The 16576-nt window shown below is 52.1% G+C and carries 13 protein-coding genes; 1 reads left to right on the top strand and 12 read right to left on the bottom strand.

Going from position 1 to position 16576, the window contains the following annotated elements; translation table 11 throughout:
- The first annotated feature begins 4 nt into the window (after positions 1–4).
- Positions 5–1540, top strand: coding sequence for an EAL domain-containing protein (locus AC3QL0_RS14450; protein WP_493009099.1), 1536 nt, complete (start codon positions 5–7; stop codon positions 1538–1540).
- A gap of 101 nt (positions 1541–1641) precedes the next feature.
- On the opposite strand, the gene dhbA is transcribed toward AC3QL0_RS14450, so the two are convergent.
- The 12 genes from dhbA to AC3QL0_RS14390 all read right to left on the bottom strand — a co-directional run bounded on the left by dhbA (position 1642) and on the right by AC3QL0_RS14390 (position 16571).
- Positions 1642–2415, bottom strand: a complete 774-nt coding sequence (gene dhbA / locus AC3QL0_RS14445) for a 2,3-dihydro-2,3-dihydroxybenzoate dehydrogenase (protein ID WP_493009098.1) — start codon at positions 2413–2415, stop codon at positions 1642–1644.
- Positions 2415–3059, bottom strand: a complete 645-nt coding sequence (locus AC3QL0_RS14440; RefSeq protein ID WP_493009097.1) for an isochorismatase family protein — start codon at positions 3057–3059, stop codon at positions 2415–2417. The genes dhbA and AC3QL0_RS14440 overlap by 1 nt, the downstream gene beginning before the upstream one ends.
- Entirely contained in the window at positions 3056–4279 is a 1224-nt protein-coding gene (locus AC3QL0_RS14435; protein WP_493009096.1) for an isochorismate synthase, read from the bottom strand. Before AC3QL0_RS14435 ends, AC3QL0_RS14440 begins: the two co-directional genes overlap by 4 nt.
- A gap of 65 nt (positions 4280–4344) precedes the next feature.
- Positions 4345–5736, bottom strand: coding sequence for a YncE family protein (locus AC3QL0_RS14430; RefSeq protein WP_493009095.1), 1392 nt, complete (start codon positions 5734–5736; stop codon positions 4345–4347).
- 99 nt (positions 5737–5835) lie between these two features.
- Positions 5836–7074, bottom strand: coding sequence for an enterobactin transporter EntS (entS, locus tag AC3QL0_RS14425; RefSeq protein WP_493009094.1), 1239 nt, complete (start codon positions 7072–7074; stop codon positions 5836–5838).
- 5 nt (positions 7075–7079) lie between these two features.
- A complete protein-coding gene (locus tag AC3QL0_RS14420) occupies positions 7080–11054 on the bottom strand; it encodes an amino acid adenylation domain-containing protein (protein WP_493009093.1) in 3975 nt (1324 codons plus the stop codon).
- Positions 11055–11081: 27 nt separating this feature from the next.
- Positions 11082–11321 (bottom strand): phosphopantetheine-binding protein, encoded by a 240-nt coding sequence (locus tag AC3QL0_RS14415; RefSeq protein WP_135862051.1) that lies wholly within the window; start codon positions 11319–11321, stop codon positions 11082–11084.
- The gene (locus AC3QL0_RS14410; protein WP_493009092.1) at positions 11318–12961 is read right to left on the bottom strand and encodes a (2,3-dihydroxybenzoyl)adenylate synthase; all 1644 of its coding nucleotides are present in this window, start codon (positions 12959–12961) and stop codon (positions 11318–11320) included. The genes AC3QL0_RS14415 and AC3QL0_RS14410 overlap by 4 nt, the downstream gene beginning before the upstream one ends.
- Positions 12962–12969: 8 nt before the next feature.
- Entirely contained in the window at positions 12970–13662 is a 693-nt protein-coding gene (locus AC3QL0_RS14405) for a 4'-phosphopantetheinyl transferase family protein (protein WP_493009091.1), read from the bottom strand.
- Positions 13663–13820: 158 nt separating this feature from the next.
- Positions 13821–14597, bottom strand: coding sequence for an alpha/beta hydrolase (locus AC3QL0_RS14400; RefSeq protein ID WP_493009090.1), 777 nt, complete (start codon positions 14595–14597; stop codon positions 13821–13823).
- Positions 14597–15775, bottom strand: a complete 1179-nt coding sequence (locus tag AC3QL0_RS14395; protein ID WP_493009089.1) for an ABC transporter substrate-binding protein — start codon at positions 15773–15775, stop codon at positions 14597–14599. Before AC3QL0_RS14395 ends, AC3QL0_RS14400 begins: the two co-directional genes overlap by 1 nt.
- A gap of 10 nt (positions 15776–15785) precedes the next feature.
- Entirely contained in the window at positions 15786–16571 is a 786-nt protein-coding gene (locus AC3QL0_RS14390) for an ABC transporter ATP-binding protein (RefSeq protein WP_493009088.1), read from the bottom strand.
- Between the last annotated feature and the right edge of the window lie 5 nt (positions 16572–16576).

The following is a 16576-nucleotide window of genomic DNA, read 5'->3' as shown; positions in this document are numbered from 1 at the left end:
TGATATGAAGCACGCAAGAAAAGTAGTGGTGGTGTTTGATGACGCCAACCAGTGTCACAAGTTGGAAAAAGAGTTGGGCTTGCTGGGCACTTCTGTTCAGACGATATTGCAAGGCCCCTCGGTTTTCGGAACCGCATTAGAAAATATTGACGCCGCAGTAGATATTATTCTGCTGGTGTGTGAGCGCGCGCATCTGGCGCTAGTGGCAGCGAATTTGCGTTCCATCGTGCCATATAGCGGCATTGTGGTGGTAAGCCAGTTCGAGTCAGAAGCCCAACGTACGGATTTATTGTTTGCAGGGGCAGATACCGTGCTGCCCATACACATTAGTGCGACGGAAGTAGTGGCTATCAAACATGCGTTGCGACGTAGAGCGGAGCGGTTCTTAAGTCATACAGTAGAAACGTCGATTGCTGCTGCAGAGCTGCTGCCAACGTCCTTTACTGCCGATACGCCGTGGGTGTTGCAGGATAAGGGTTGGAGCATGCTCTCCCCATCAGGCGTTGTGCTAGAACTCACTTACGGTGAGAAGCAACTGATAGAGCTGTTTAGCCATAGCCATGATGGACGAGTGAGTCGCGAAGATTTTCTACAAATCAAATCAGGTGCTTTGCAAAGCAAGCGGGCAGTAGATTCATTAATCAGTCGCTTAAAGCGTAAAGCAGCGCAGTTGAAGCTGGATCTGCCTATACGTTCAGTGCATGGCTGGGGCTATAGTTTTGCTGGCCGTATTAGCCGGGAAGAGCGTAGCCCTGAGGCATTAACAGCGCAGGAAGAGCAAGCGCGGTTGTTGCAGCACATAGAAAGTGCGTGGCATGAGAATACGTCTATTGATGGGCGTTTAAGCTTACAGTTTCAAAGCCGTATTCAGCTAAAGGACGCTATACAGAAAGGGGTAGAGGTACAGCTGTATTGGGATAGTACACAGCGCATACATTCAGCAGTGTTAGGGCAGCTAGACAAGGTTGTGGCGGTAGCTTTGCTAGAGCGCAGTATACAGATGCTGTGTGCTGATATGCACGAGTGGCAGCAAGTATATAGATTGAGTACGCCAGTGCAGTTAAGCATACCGGTCAGTATCTTGTCTGATCTACAGCCGTCGTTGTTACGCTTGTTGTCGTCCTATGCCTCGGAAGCCAGAAATATAGAGTTGGTGTTGTGTCACACAGATGAAACTCCAGATCTAACCTGGGTTACCTTGTGCGCACCGTTGCGAGTCTTAGGGGTAAGCATTTGGTTGGAGCACAATGTCAGCGTTCCTAGCCAGCAAACACTAGGCTTGGATATATTGGAAGGCTTACGTTTCTGTTATCCCGATGACGAGCAGCCGCTGGCTGATCAGGTACAGCAAACCTTGTTGCAGGCCTGTGGGTTAGCCACAGAGCATGGCTTAAAAACTATCGTAGGCAATGTGTGGAACAAAGCCAGACGAGATGCTGCTATGCGTGTAGGGGCGACCTATGTGCAAGGTGAGTTTCTAGGTAGCCCCATGTCTAGGGATGGGGTGCTGCTGGGCTTGGCCAGTATTGAAAGTATGTAATCAGAACGTTATTCGTTAAAGGCTGACGATGCGTATGCATAGCCCCCCTGAATGTTCTGACGGCCAGTGGGTTTATGGCTTTTTCTTACGTCGCAGTATGCTTATTGATCTAGCGTAGCGCCGCCATCAATACGTAAGTCATGCAGTGTGATGTGACTGGCTTGGTCAGACAGCAGATACAGTACACCGTTAGCAATTTCTGCTGGTGTGGCAATTTTCTGCAGCGGAATACCGAGTCTGTAATGAGGGCCAGAACCCGCAATCACAGTTTCGCGTGAGCTGCCTTGTTGCCACATGGCTTGCTGCATAGGGGTATCGGTAGAGCCTGGGGAAACCACATTCACACGCACGTTATAAGCAGCCAGCTCCAAGGCTAAACAGCGCGACATTTGCGTCACTGCAGCTTTAGAGGCGGCATAGGCACCCATGCTCATACGTGGTGAGGTGGCTGCATTAGAGCTGATGTTCACAATCGCACCGCGCTTTTGTGCTTTCATGCGCAAGCCTACGTGGTGGCATAGGTTAAATACGCCGTTGGTGTTTGTGGTAAAGGTTTTTTGCCACTGTTCAGCGGTGAGGTCTGTAATATCACCCATTTGCAAACGGCCTGCTGCACACACCAGTTTGTCGATGGCACCAAAGCGTGCTTCTGCTTGGCTAACAACGTTGGCAACGGCATCAAAATCACCTACATCACAGCCTAAAGCCAATACTTGCTCTGGGTAGTGAGCGGCTAACGCATTCAGCGCATCAGCATGTAGATCAATGATGGTTAGGCGGGCACCCAGCGCAAGTAATTGCTGGGCCACATTTTCGCCAATACCACTGGCAGCACCGCTGACCAGTACGTGTTGTTGTTGAAACTCGGGGTACATCACTCTGCTCCTAATTGAGTCAGTAGGGTCTGGCTGTTGAGCACTACGCCGCAACGTTGCGATACATAGCGTAAAGCCATACGGTGTTCTTCTTCAGAAAAGTCCGCCACAGCATCGCTAACCATGAAGGCTTGCACGCCTTGCATGAAGGCATCCAACGAGGTGGTCATGCAGCCTATGTGCGCATAAATACCTGTCACGATCAGTTGGTCTCGGCCCCAGGCTTGCATCTGCTCACGCATGGGCGAACGGAAAAATGCACTATAACGCCATTTGGTTTGTTGTATGTCATCTGCACTAGGTGCCAGCTCATCAATGATGGCTTCTTGGCCTGCGTATTCGGGGGCGCTTAAACCCAAGCCCCAGAAGTCAGTTAACAAGGCACGATCAGCGGGGTTTTGCTCGGTGGGCTGAGCAGTGTAGATTACTGGAATCCCTAACTTCACGCAGTGAGCTTTAATTGCTTGGATATGGCGAACCAATGTAGGGATAGGCTCAGCTTGCATGTCGTATTTGTTCAGAAAGTAGTGCTGCATGTCGTGTATTAACAGAACAGCGCGGTCAGCTTGCACCTCCCATTGCACACGGTTAGGCACAGATACGTCTGGCATGGTGTAGCTGGGTAGTTGGTGAATGTGACTCATAGTGTGATGCCTCCTTCAATCGTAGCGGGCTCAATATTCAGTGCATTGAGCATTGTTCGTAATTTGTTGCCAGTTTCGCGGCGTTCGCTATCGGGGTCTGATGCCGCCACAATGCCAGCGCCAGCGTACAACCGAATGTGTTGTTGCTGGTATAAACCGCAACGTATGGCAACGGCCCATTCGCCATCACCTTTATCGTCACACCAGCCTGCAGCGCCTGCATAAAACTGACGCTCAAAAGGTTCCAGCGTTTCAATGACATCGCGGGCAGCTAGCGTAGGTGTACCGCACACGGCAGGGGTAGGATGCATCGCCAAGGCCAGTTCCAATGAGCTGGCATAGGGGGCACGTAACGTACCGTGAATAGGCGTAGATAAATGCCATAGCGTGGCTGTTTTGGCCAGTTCAGGGCCATCTGGAACATGCAGCTCACTGCAGAAAGGGCGCAATGCTTGCACCACACTTTCAATCACAATAGCGTGTTCATGTAGGTCTTTGGCGGATTGCAGCAGTGCCTGACCAATGCGGGCATCGGCCGCAGGGTCAGCCACACGAGCCGCTGTGCCTGCCAAGGGGTTTACACTCACTTGCGAGCCGCTGCGGCGTACCAGTAATTCGGGGCTTGCGCCAAAAAAGCAGGGGTTATCGCCTTCTTGGTCATCCAAGTTGATGCCAAAGTTATACCCGTGCGGGTTAAGGCGTATCAGGTTGTGCAACAACTGTTGGCGTTGCAGTGGCTGTTCTAATGTCACATCCATCGTGCGAGCCAGAACGATCTTGCTCAGAGGCTGGTCATCCAGCAATGGCAATGAGCGGGCCACAATATCAGCATAGCCTGCGCCATTCGGAAATGGCTGCAACGTGGCGGTGGGATGCGGTTGTGCTTCTGTCGCGGCAGAAGGGTGCAGCGGGGCACTGCGCAGTACAGAATGCGGGACAAACAAATGGGCAGGTTGTGTGGTGTTGAAAGGCAATACACCCATCAACAGCGACGGCAAACCTTGTTCGTGGGCTTGCGCAAGCAACTGGGTAGCTTGTGCATCCAAGTCGTTGTTGGCATTACTGGCACGGCATACAAGAGCCTGACCGTACGCCATCAACGCCAGTGTGGGGGAACAAAAAAGACTACTACGGGAACGATGAGCCTTCAGCCAGTGCTGTAAGGGGGAGTCGGTGCGGGCTGTGTCAGCGTTGTTATCAAGTAGAGAAGTAGGCGTCACGACAGTGCAGTAAGTAGTAAATGAAAAACGCCCGACTACGGTGAGGCAGTCGGGCGGGGGAAGGCTTATTTCATGTGTAGACGTGTTACTTGGTCTACAGCATCTTTGTCAGTGCTTGCAGCTTTGTGCACCACAAACAAGTTGCCTTTACCGTCTGTGCTGATATGGTTAGGTTGACGGCCAGCTTCCAAATTGGCGACGACTTCGCCTTTGGTGTTCAGTGCAGTAACTTGACCGTTTGCGCGTACAGCGACAAATGCCAGTTTGTTTTTATCGTCCCATACGATGTTCAATGGGCCAGCACCAACTTTGATGTCTTGTACAACTTCACCGTTTTTCAGATCGATCATCAATACGTTGTCGGTACCTTGAGCTGCTACCCACAACAATTGCTCAGCAGGAGCAACCGCGACACCGCTAGCCGCACGTGTTTGCGGTAGAGTGATCACGTTTTCTTGTTTCTGCTCTTTCAGATCTACAACAAACGCTTCGCCAGTGTTGATGCTAACGGTGTAGAGTTTTTGGTTTGCGGCATCCAATGCCAAGCTCATTGGAGATGGGGCTTGACGGCCTTTGGATTTCAGCTCGATAGAAGGCAGTTGTTCCAAAGTTTTGGTATCAAATACAGCAACCTCTCCACCGCCAAAAGCAGAAGCGTAAGCGCGGTTATTCGCTGCATCAACGACGACGTCACGAGCGTGAGCAACGGTGTTGTCATCAAACTGTTTGACCAAGCTCAGGTCGGATTGTTTGTACACAGCGACGCTGTTGTTGCGTGTGGTAGATACCCAGATGTTGCCGTTGACGTCATCAACGCTCACACCGTACAGCGCATACACGTGGTTTTCACGGTTAGGATCAGCAGCCGGTGTAATACGTGCTTCGATGGCCAATGTTTCTGGGTTTACTTTCAGCAATTCAGATTGCTGTACCGGTGGGCGACCTACGGAAGACACCACGTACAACTTGTTTTCTTTAGGGCTGTAAGCACTTTGGTACAGACCGCGAGTCATTGGAGCGGATTGCTGTGTGAACAGATCGGTGCCGATGATTTCTGTTTTAGGGGAAATCTTCAGATCAAAAACTGCTGCAGCAGAAGGTTTAGCTGCTTGAATCACAACAGGGTGTAAGCCTACGGATGCCGTGGCAGGGATAGCTGTTTTGCTCACAAACTCGCCGTCTTTATCGGCTACCAGTTTTTGATCGCCCACAATGGATTGACCATTGCTTAGCAACAAAATTTCCTGACCAGGAGTAAAGCCGCGACCTTGCAGGGTGGCTTCGCTACCAGGGGTGACAACGCCCATGCTTGATACATTGCCTTTGAAATCAATGTCGGCTTGATCAAAAATGCCTTGAGCATGTGCGCTACCCATAGCCAGAGCTACAGCCAGAGCAACCTGCGAAACGCGTTTAAAAGTGTTTTTATTACTAATGCAAAGAGTATTGATTTGCATTATGGCTCCTTGGTTAAGTGAGCATGGGCTTCCCATGCTATGTACATCGTCAGACGAATAAGAAGGTTCCAGCCAGACTAGGCTGGAACACGTATTGTGTTAGGAACTGCTGGTGCTTTTTAGCGCATTACGCCGCAAAGCAAACAGGCCCGCACAGGCACTACAGGCTGCGCCGCCTATCAACAAGGCGGTAGAAGGCGAGAACCAGCGCGATACGGCACCCATTTGTAGGTTACCCAAAGCCGTTCCCATGGAGGATTGCGTCATCCACAAGGCAGACATGCGGCCTAGCAGATGGTCAGGAGTATGACGTTGTACTAGCGTCATACGCAACATTTTGGAAATCGTGTCAGCCGAACCCATGACTGCTAGTGCCACCATGGACGGATACAGGTGAGTGCTGAATGACAGCGCGACTACCGACAAGCCCCACACCAGCACGGCACTGATGATGGTTAGGCCGGGGCGTTCTAAACCACGTATCCAACCACTGCTAAGTGCGGTGATGGCGGCACCTATAGCGGGTGCAGCATACAGTGCGCCCGTGACTTCTGCACCTTGGCCTAGCACTTTATCGCCCCATTCAGGCAACAGGGCTAAGGGCGTAGCGAACACCACAGCACCCAAGTCTATGAGCAACAAGCAACGTAACAAGGGCGTGGTCAGCATGTAGCGAAAGCCCTCAATGAACGCATGGTGCACACGGTTGGGGGCAGCACCGCCGGGTTTGGCTTGCGGCGGCAATGGGGGCAGGGCGGAAAGCAAGAAGGGTGTGAGCAAGACGCCTACCAAGACGATGCTGTAGCACGCTACCAGCCCAGGGCCTGCAATCAGAGCACCGGCCAACAGCGGGCCTAACACACCGCCTAGTTGCAAGGACAAACCAGACAACGCTGCGGCTGCGGCCAGATTCTCGCGCCCTACCAAAGCAGGGGTGGCCGACATCATCGCGGGCACACTAATACCACTTGCTGCACCACCAATCATGGCCGCCAAATAAATGACAGTGATGGATGGGTTCGCAAACAGGCTGTTAATCAAGAACATCAATACACTGATGACGTATACGCTACGTGACCACATCATCAGCTTGCGTCTATCCATGCGATCAGACAGTACACCGCCTATCAGTAGCGCAATCACCATAGGTGCTGACATCGCTACACTTAGGAATGCTACTGCCACACTGGATTTGGTTAATTCGTACAAGTGAATGCTGGCTGCCACCAACATCATGCCAGTCACCAATACCGAGGCGGTACGCGCCATATAGGCAAAGCGGAAAGCGCGGCTTTGCTTCAGTGGGGTGATATCGATGACAAAACGCTTCAGTGACATAGTTGTTATACCGTTTGGGCAGCCACGCTGCGTTGTAATGCGGATTGCAGCACAGGAAGAATATGCTTCAGTGCATCAGCGCCTGTTAAGTGGGCGTGCAAAGAAGGTACTTCATGCACCTGCAAATTACTGACCCACGGGGTCCACATGGCTGGCTCTAAGGTATCGCCTATGTGATCCAGGGAAGCACGGAAATACAGTACAGGATGGTTCAGAGGTTGATGCCAGTGCTGGCGCACCAATCGGTTGTTCAACTCTACAGAGCGGAATACACCTTGCAACTGAGCATCACTCAGCGTGCCTAGGGCATGACCGCTTTGACGCAAGAAACCAATCACCCCATCTTGGGTAAGCGGCACGTTTAAGCTGTCGGGGTCATAACCGGCAATGTATAGCAGTGCTTTGTAGCTGGCTTCAAGAGCTGGCTCTTCGCGATCGCGCCATACGTCGCTTGGGTAAGCATCTAGCATGGCGACTACGCCCAGCTCCGCATCACGCGATTGCAGAATACGTGCAATCTCATGCACTAACAGACCACCTACAGACCAACCCAATAAATGATAAGGGCCTTGCGGTTGTACAGCTTGTATTTGATTGGCGTAGTCTTCGGCCATATCGTGCAAGTTGGTGGGCGCAATTTGCGCGGCATCTAAGCTGCGCGATTGCAAACCATACACAGGTTGGTCGCTACCGCATTGGCGAGCCAGCAAGCTATAGCACCAGCTCAATCCCCCCGCAGGGTGTATGCAGAACAGTGCTGGTTGTACTGGCTTGCCATGTGCTGGTGGGCGCAAGGTGAAGACAGGGTTAAAGCCGGCATTCGCATCTTGCTGACCATCCAACAAGCGCTGCACGTGGTTGGCTAATCTATCAATAGTGGGATGCTCAAAAATAGCACCCAGTGTTAATGTAATTTGGTAGTGCTCACGCAAGGTGGCTGCTAGCTGAGCAGCCAGCAACGAGTGCCCGCCTAACGCGAAGAAATCATCATCTGCATAAGGTAGATGCTGCAGTTGCAGTAGCTGTTGATAGAAGTGTGCCAATTGATGTTGTACTTCACCTTGTAAAGGAGCACCTTCTTGGCGTTCACGTGTAGGTGCAGGCAAGGCTTTACGATCCAGTTTACCGTTAGCGTTGATGGGCAGATCATCCATCCACACCACCGCACTAGGTACCATGGCTTCTGGCAAATGAGCGCGCGCAAAGCTCAATAGCGCATTGCTGTCAGCGCCTTCGGCAGAGCGGGCTACCGCGTACACCGCAATGTACAGATCGCCTGGTCGGTCTTCTCTAGCAATCACAGCCAGATCGCGCAGAGCGGGGTATTGTGCCAAGCAGGATTCGATCTCGCCCAACTCAATACGTTGACCACGTAATTTGATTTGATGGTCTGCACGGCCCAAATACAGCACGGCGCCATCATCACGCCAGCGTGCCAAATCGCCAGTGTGATACAGGCGTTTTGTTGCATCAAAGGGGCTGGTGATAAAAGCTTTGTCGGTCAGGTCTTGTCTGCCTAAGTAGCCGTCAGCCAATTGAATACCACCCAAGTACAACGCACCCGCTACACCAGGGGGCACCGGACGCAAGCAGTCGTCCAGAATATACAGTTGGGTATTCCATACCGGCAGCCCAATAGGAATAGGGTCATCGGGGTGTTCTTTGCTAACGGGCCAGTAGGTGACGTCTACAGCCGCTTCGGTAGGGCCGTACAAGTTGTGCAGCGTACCGTTCATGCGCTCGTAGAAACGTGCCGCCAAGTGGGCGCTCAGCGCTTCACCACTGCAGAACACATGACCAATGGTGAGTCCTTGGCTTTGCGGTTCATTCAGGAAGGCCGCCAGCATGGACGGTACAAAATGCACCACGCTGATGTTTTCGTTGTGAATCAGTTGTGCCAGTGCGTGTGGGTCTTTATGCTGGTCTGGCTCAGCCACCGTCAGGGAGGCACCGCACAGCATAGGCAGGAACAGCTCCCACAGTGATACGTCAAAGGTGTAGGGCGTTTTTTGCAGGAAGCGTGACGAGTCGGTGAAACCGTAATGGGTTTTCATCCACAGCAATCGGTTCACGATGGCTTTCTGGCTAACCACTACCCCTTTAGGATCACCCGTAGAACCCGAGGTATACAGTACATAGGCCGCATCATCGGGGTGTGTGTCTGGCAGGACGTGTGTAATGCTTGGCTGGGTGCTAAATAGCTGCGAAGCATCGTAGGCTGGTACAGAAAACTCAGTGCCACTCGTGCACAAGCTGTCGTCGTGTATCAAGGCTACAGGTTTAGCAGAACCCAAAATACGGCAGATACGGTCAGCAGGTTGTGCGGTATCCAGCGGCAAGTAGGCTGCACCGGCAGCCATCACACCGTGTAAACACATGACCATTTGGTCACTACGTGCCATACCCACCGCCACAATACTGCCGGGGGTCACCCCTGCATTGATCAAATGCTGGGCAATACGCTGTACTTGCGCATCAAAACTCGCAAAGTCAGTGTGCTGACCTTTGTATGACAAAGCTACGGCTTGTGGGCTGCGTTGGCTTTGCTCACGAATCAGCTTAGTCAGCGTGGTGTGCGGAATAGGGTGCGCTGTGCTGTCCTGACCTTCTACCCAGTGGGCGTATTCGACGGGTGTTAAGCTGGGCACGCTTTCTAACGTAGCGGCTTGCAAGGCTTGCTGCAAGAAATACTGGAAGCGCTGCAAATGGGTTTGCAGGCCTTGTTGGCTATATAGTTTGGGGTTGGCTTCAATTTCCAGACGCAAGTTTTGGCCATCAGGGGCTGCGCGGAAGTTGAAATTTAGGTCTTCTACAGGCCCTGCACATAACACGCGTTGTTTGGCTTGTACGCCGGCAATGGTGTAGGGGGCGTCAAAAGGCAGAATGTTGATGAGTGGGCCATGTAATCGACGTTGGCCACCTACTAAACCCAAGTCTCTGCGTAATTGTTCGCTACGGTAACGACCATGGCGTCGGGCTTTAAGAATAGCGCGTGAGCCGGCATTTAACACATCAGCGAGCGGCTCATGTTGCGGCATGGTTAAGCGCAACGGTGCCACGTTCATCACGGTGGCGACACTACGGGCGCTCACATTACCCATACGCCCCATCCACGGCATACCTACCACCACATCACTTTGACCAGTGTGGCGTTGAATGTAGGCGGCGCTGAGTAGCGTGAGCAAATCAGGCCAACTAATCTGGAGGCGTGTTTGGGCGTCCAGTAGTTGCGATAGCGTGGGCGCAGCAATAGGCGCATCCGCACGCAAGAAATACGGTGCGCTTAAGGCGACACCACTGGTTAAGCTACCTACGTCACCCAAAGCGTCCAGAGTTTGATGCCAATAACTGGCATCTTTTTGGCGTTTTTCGCTCTGTCTATAACCTTGGTCATCTGCCACTACTTCGGCAAAAGAGGTCAGTCCAGTGCTGGGGGCGTTATCGCCGGACACCTGCTCGTGATACAGCGTTAGCGCACGCGACTCAATGAGCGACATTCCATAGCCGTCAGCAGCCAAGTGATGCACGCGTTGGTACCACTGGCAGTGTGTGTCAGACAGTAGGAATAACACTTGTCTAGACAATGGAGCCTGCGTGGGGTCCAACGGGTGATTATGGTCGGCATGCATGTGTGCTGCAGCTTGCTGAACAGCATCGGGTTGGTGACGTAGATCTACGACTTCCAACTGTACGCGATGCGTCACATCAAAATACTGCAGCGGCCCGGCATCGCTTTCAATCATATGCAAGGACAGCGCATCGGCTTCAAGCAAGGCTTGATTGATGGCGTGTTGCAGGGCTGGTAGTTGTAAGGTGCCGATGAAGTCAGTGCAGTGTGCCGTATTGAAAATCGGGTTATCCGGCGCTAGGCGCTGGGCATACCATAGCCCCTCTTGGGCTTCAGTCAGAGGAACAGCTTCCTCTGCGGAATGCATGCGAGGAATAACCAGCGATGAATCAGTACGAGCAGTAGACTTCATGAGTAGGTAACAACAGCGTGAAACAAATCAGGAGGCAGTATGAGCGCTAACCAGCGACCACCAGTGGCTCAGCGTGGCGTCTTCTGCCATTTGGGAAAACTCAATGCGAGCGCCAGCTTCGCGCCAGCGTGAGGCCAAGGTCATGGCGCGCATGGAGTCTAAGCCCCAGTCCATCAAATTGTCGTCATCGGCAATTTCGCTAGGGTCTTCGTGTAGCATGGCAGCAATGTCAGCGCGCATGCGTTCTAAAGTTAAAGTTGTGCTCATGATTGAGAGGATTGAGTTTGTAGTTGAGCCTGCAATTGGGCGCGTAGCGCTTTACGGCTGATTTTGCCCGCAGCAGTAGAGGTAAAGGCATCAACAAAGATGATTTGATCGGGCACTTTGAACTCGGCTACGCCGCGTTCGCGCACCCATTTTTTTAGGTCTATGGCGCGTAGTTTTTGGTCGCCTTTAGCAATCACGAAGGCGCAACTGCGTTCACCCAAGTAATCGTCGGGAACGGATACTACTGCGGCATCAAACACCTGTGGATTGGCCAACAGGTGGTCTTCAATTTCTTCAGCCGAGATCTTCTCGCCAGCACGATTAATGTGATCGCCAGCACGGCCTTGAACAATCAAATAACCGTTGTCAGTCAAACGCACAATGTCACCCGTGCGGTAGTAACCGTCTGCGGTGAAGGAGCGTTGATTGGCGGTGGGGTTATTGTAGTAAGCACGGATGGTGTAGGGGCCACGGGTGAGCAGGTACCCTGTTTCACCAGGTGCTACAGGCTGATCGTTATCGTCTACCAGCAGGATTTCATCGTCTGGGCTAATAGGATAGCCTTGTGTTTCCACAATGGTATCTAAGTCATCGCCCAAACGGGTGTAGTTCACCAGACCTTCTGCCATTCCGAATACTTGTTGCAGGGTAACGCCCAACGTGGGGTGTACGCGCTTCGCAACTTCAGGAATCAGTTTTGCTCCACCTACTTGTATCACTTTGAGGGTAGACATATCGTAGGCAGAACGGCTGACTGCTTCTAACCACAACAGCAATAGCGGTGGTACCAAACTGGTGAAGGTCACACGTTCTTGCTCTATCAAAGAGAAGCAGTCTTCCGCACTAGGGGAAGGTGACAACACCACACGACCACCGGCATACAGCGTACCCAGAAAACCAGGGGAGCTCATGGGGAAGTTGTGTGCCAAGGGCAAGGCGCCCAAGAAAATACTGTTTTCGTCTAGGCCGCAAATGCGTGCGCTTTCACGCAAGGTGTAGATGTAGTCATCGTGGGTGCGCGGAATCAGTTTAGATAACCCTGTACTGCCGCCAGAAATCTGCAAAAAGGCAACGTCTTGTGGTGACGATACGTTTACAGGGAAATCATGCGCTACATCGGTTTTCTGCAATTCAGCAAAAGGTGTGTAGTTGCCGGCATCGCCCACCACAAAGACTTCTTGCAGTTCAGGATAGCGTTCTTGCAATTCAGCTGCCAAATCTCGGTAGTCAAAACCGCCATGGTTGTCGGCGCACAGGTAGGCTTTGGCGCCACCAGTTTTAGCGAAGTGCTCAATTTCAGTAATGCGGTGTGCGGGCAAGGAGTACAGCGGTATTAGCCCAGCACGGAACAGACCAAAAATCGCACTGATAAATTCAGGGATATTTGGCAGGTGAACAATGACTCGGTCGCCTTTTTTCAACCCTTTTTGCAATAAACCTGCGGCAATGGCTGAGGCTTGCTGATCCAGTTCGGCATAGGTCACTCGTTGAGTACCACCTACTACGGCTACACGATCAGGGTGTTGCGTCGCGCGTTGGCGCAGCATGGCACCAAAGGTTTCACCACGCCAATGACCTGCTTGCTGGTAGCGTTGTACAAATTCGGAGGGCCAAATCTGGGTAGGGATGTCTAGACTCATAGTGGATATCAGTGCAATAAACGGTGAAGCTGTTCGCTTTGGAGGCCTTGGGCCTGCAACAGAGGATCAGTTAAGGGAGAGGCAACCGCACAGCAGTAGTCATCGGGGGCTGGGCATAGGCTAACCTGATGGTGCTGCAGCGCTAGGCGTGCAGGGCTGTGACGTAGCGGTTGGAAGTGTTCTGTAGGGGGCAGTAGGCCCAGTTCTATGGGGTCGGTACGCAAGCCATTGCCATGCGCTTTGAGTATGGCCTCTTTGCTAGTCCAGTAGGCAAAAAACCGTGGGCCATGTAGATGCTGGGCTTCGGGTTCAGCAAAAAAGTGTTGGGCTAGCGTGCTGGTATCCAACGAGGTAGCCATGTGTTCTACATCTACCCCCACAGGTTGGCTGGATACAGCAATGCTAATCAGCTCATGCGAATGGCTAATATTGAAGTAAGGCAGTGCAACGTCATGGCTGAAATAAGCCTGAGGTTTACCATAGGCATCAGCGCGCAGACTCAGTGCGGTGCAACTTACTTGATTGTGGTGCGCCAACAGATGATAGGCCGTGGCATAGGCTAACTGACGCACCTGTTGTTGTGCTGGTTGGCGTGCTGCGTTGATATGAGCCCAGTCTTGATCACGCAGACACGCAAAGAAGGACGATGGTAGCCCCTTCGCTGTGTGAGTATGCAAGTGATAGACGTAAATGGTGTTCATTGCAGCAATGCTTTTAGTACCGCCACGTGTAGATGCGCCCGTGCGGATGCCCTTATAAGAGATGTTTATATGGAATGAGTAAATACATTCTATTTAATAATCATTCTCATTCTAAAGTGCTTTTGTGGTGAAAGCCAGTGCCAAGCTCGTAAATCGCGCTATAGCCGCATCAGTTCAAGGGCAATTGTGGCCGAGTGGGCCAACATAGGGCCGTGTGCCATTTGTGGGCAAAGTTCTAAATGGCAATGCGGTTGTAGCTCTGGAGGTAGAGCATGCAGCCACGCTTGTATCAGGGGTAAGGTAGGCTCGCCGGGTGGGCGAGCTTGGCCTGGTTGCTGTGGATGTGCATGCCATTGTTCGTGCTCGCCAAGCAGGATGTGCAAGGGTGCTGCCTGTTGTGCTGCGGGATTAACGTCTGCCGCTAACTGATGCAGGTATGGCCAACGCCACCAGACAGAGGGGCTTGCACCCACGTATTGGCTAAATAAAGGGCGTTGCTGCAGCCATAGATACAGTGCGTATAAACCGGCGTAAGAATGGCCAAATAACCCCAGTTTTGAGGCGTTGAGGTCTACGTGCTGGGAAAGCGTGGGTAGAAGTGTGTGCTCTAGGAAGGTGCTAAAAGCAGGTGCACCACCGTTTTTCCATTCCTTAACGCGGGGGTCTATCTCTATACCGTCCGGATGAGGCGGAGTAAAGTCATACGCACGTCGTATAACGGTTTTGGCGTGTGTGGTGCCATAACCCAAGCTGGCGATATTAATCGCATTAGCGTGGCGTTTGCGAAAGTGCTGAATACAGTCGTATAGCCAATCCCCATCTAGCAGTAGCAAGGTGGGGGCTTGGGGATTAGTCAGCCATAACTGTAAGGTATAGGGCTGACCTGCTTCGTTGTGCAGCGTCAGGCTATGCGTGGGTGATAAAACATCAGACATTAGGGCTGCACAAGTGTGGTGCTAGGTTGCAGTTCCACCATATAGGTGCCTTGCATGGGAACCGCTAGAAAGCGTTCGTTGATTTCATTCAGCGTATCCAGCGCAGAGACCCCTTCAAACAGTTCTGGGTGTATCCAAGCAGCCAGTGCCTCAATAAATACCACGTGCAGAGGTGAGTCGTTGAACGCGTGCCAAATACCGTAGGCTTTGCCATCTTTCATGGCAGGTAGTGATTGCAGGCGGTTGCCGTCAATGATGCGCTGTAAGCTTTCGCGTGCTTGGCTTTCTTCTACGCCAGTACCAATGACCAGGCCTTTATCGGCGCGTTTGCCTGCACCAGTACCGGTAGCAACATACACGCTAGGGTTGCGAGCATTGATGTATTCAAAGTTCAGTTTGCCTGTGGCGGTTTTCAGTACGTCGCTGCCAATGTTGTGGCCGCCAGCGTAGCTGATCATGTCATTGAATGTGCCTGTGCCGGGAGAGTTGCAGCAGTCTGTGCTGCCCGCATGAGCGTGTACAAAAACTGGGGGGCGATCATCGGCATCCACATTGGCCAAACGATCAGCCACGTTTTTCATGTGTGATTCGTACAGCGTAATAAATTCTTCAGTACGCTCAGCTTGGCCTACGGCTGTACCCAAAGCACGAATGCTAGGTACGGTGTTTTTCAATGGGTCTACAAAGAAATCAATCACGATCACCGGCACGTTAGCGGCGCTGAAGCGTTGAATCAGTTGTGAGTTCTCTGGGTCTTCACCTGGTTTAATACCAGCGAAGCTTGAGGTCAGTACGACTAAGTCTGGGCGCTGTGCCAAGGCTTGTTCCACCGAAAAGCTTTCCGCTGTATGGCGGCCCACTACTGGGATATTCGCAATTTCCGGGAAGCGTGCCTTGTAAGTTTCGTATTCGTTGGAAAACGAGGTGCGAAATTCATCAGACCAGCCAGCAACGATACTAGCAGGTTCGGGGTGTACCAAAGCTAATACAGGAAAGTGCCGTGCTTGGGTCAGAATCACACGTTTAGCTGGCGCAGGCAGCGTAACGGTGCGGCCTAAGGCGTCAGTTACCACAATAGGGGTAGAGCCTGTTTCGGCTGCTTGAGCAGGAGCAATCAGCATGATGCTGCAGCAGCTCACTACCACGATACGAAGCAGGTTTACGCAAGAACGGAACATGTGGTCTTACCTATAAAATGGGTTTTCGCAGGCCATCAATCAATACTTGATGTATGCCTTTTGAGCAGCTTTCTATGCGAGCAGAAACGCCATACGCATCGCCCAGCGTTTGACTATTGATCACATCGTTGGGCTGGCCTTCGGCTAACAAACCACCGTCTCTAATCATGACGGCGTAGTCGCAATGGCGCAAAGCGATGTTCAGATCGTGCAAAACAATCAGGGTGGTGAGTTGGTGCTCGTGTGTTTCTTGGCGCAACAGATCCATAACGTGGAATTGATAGTTCAAGTCCAGCGCAGAAAGCGGCTCATCTAATAGCAGTAAACGGGGGCGACGGATCAAGGCTTGCGCCAAGCCCACCAATTGTTTCTGGCCGCCAGATAACTGATCCAGATAATGCAGGGCTAAGTGCTCAATGCCTAAGCGTTTTAGCAAAGCCAGAATATGGTCTTCATCAACTTGTGTGCTGTCAGGGGCTAAGGCAGAGGCTTTGGCGGCCACCAGTACGGACTCAAATACACGTAGGTGCACCGAGGCAGGCAAAGACTGCGGCAGGTACACCACGTGTTGAGCGCGTTGCTCAAAGCTGCTACGTGCAAGATTATGACCATCCAGCACGACTTCACCTTTGCTGAGTTTCAGTAGGCCAGCCAGTGCTTTTAACAGGGTGGACTTACCGCTGCCATTAGGCCCTAGCAAGGCCACCAGTTGGCCGCTTTTCATCGGGGCCAAACTGAGATCAGAAATAATCGTACGTTTGCCGTAGGAAAGTTGCAGGTTACTTACGTCTAGCATGGGCA

The sequence above is a fragment of the Paenalcaligenes sp. GW821-LYS-B07-1 genome (assembly GCF_058803365.1).
Note: the sequence above shows the minus strand (reverse complement) of the source record. Positions and strands in the feature narration are given on the sequence as shown.

What these genes read in the sequence shown, in the direction of transcription:
- AC3QL0_RS14450 (WP_493009099.1), top strand. Translation starts at nt 5, where the DNA reads ATGAAGCACGCAAGAAAAGTAGTGGTGGTGTTTGATGACGCCAACCAG.
- dhbA (WP_493009098.1), bottom strand. Translation starts at nt 2,415, where the DNA reads ATGTACCCCGAGTTTCAACAACAACACGTACTGGTCAGCGGTGCTGCC.
- AC3QL0_RS14440 (WP_493009097.1), bottom strand. Translation starts at nt 3,059, where the DNA reads ATGAGTCACATTCACCAACTACCCAGCTACACCATGCCAGACGTATCT.
- AC3QL0_RS14430 (WP_493009095.1), bottom strand. Translation starts at nt 5,736, where the DNA reads ATGCAAATCAATACTCTTTGCATTAGTAATAAAAACACTTTTAAACGC.
- entS (WP_493009094.1), bottom strand. Translation starts at nt 7,074, where the DNA reads ATGTCACTGAAGCGTTTTGTCATCGATATCACCCCACTGAAGCAAAGC.
- AC3QL0_RS14420 (WP_493009093.1), bottom strand. Translation starts at nt 11,054, where the DNA reads ATGAAGTCTACTGCTCGTACTGATTCATCGCTGGTTATTCCTCGCATG.
- AC3QL0_RS14415 (WP_135862051.1), bottom strand. Translation starts at nt 11,321, where the DNA reads ATGAGCACAACTTTAACTTTAGAACGCATGCGCGCTGACATTGCTGCC.
- AC3QL0_RS14410 (WP_493009092.1), bottom strand. Translation starts at nt 12,961, where the DNA reads ATGAGTCTAGACATCCCTACCCAGATTTGGCCCTCCGAATTTGTACAA.
- AC3QL0_RS14405 (WP_493009091.1), bottom strand. Translation starts at nt 13,662, where the DNA reads ATGAACACCATTTACGTCTATCACTTGCATACTCACACAGCGAAGGGG.
- AC3QL0_RS14400 (WP_493009090.1), bottom strand. Translation starts at nt 14,597, where the DNA reads ATGTCTGATGTTTTATCACCCACGCATAGCCTGACGCTGCACAACGAA.
- AC3QL0_RS14395 (WP_493009089.1), bottom strand. Translation starts at nt 15,775, where the DNA reads ATGTTCCGTTCTTGCGTAAACCTGCTTCGTATCGTGGTAGTGAGCTGC.
- AC3QL0_RS14390 (WP_493009088.1), bottom strand. Translation starts at nt 16,571, where the DNA reads ATGCTAGACGTAAGTAACCTGCAACTTTCCTACGGCAAACGTACGATT.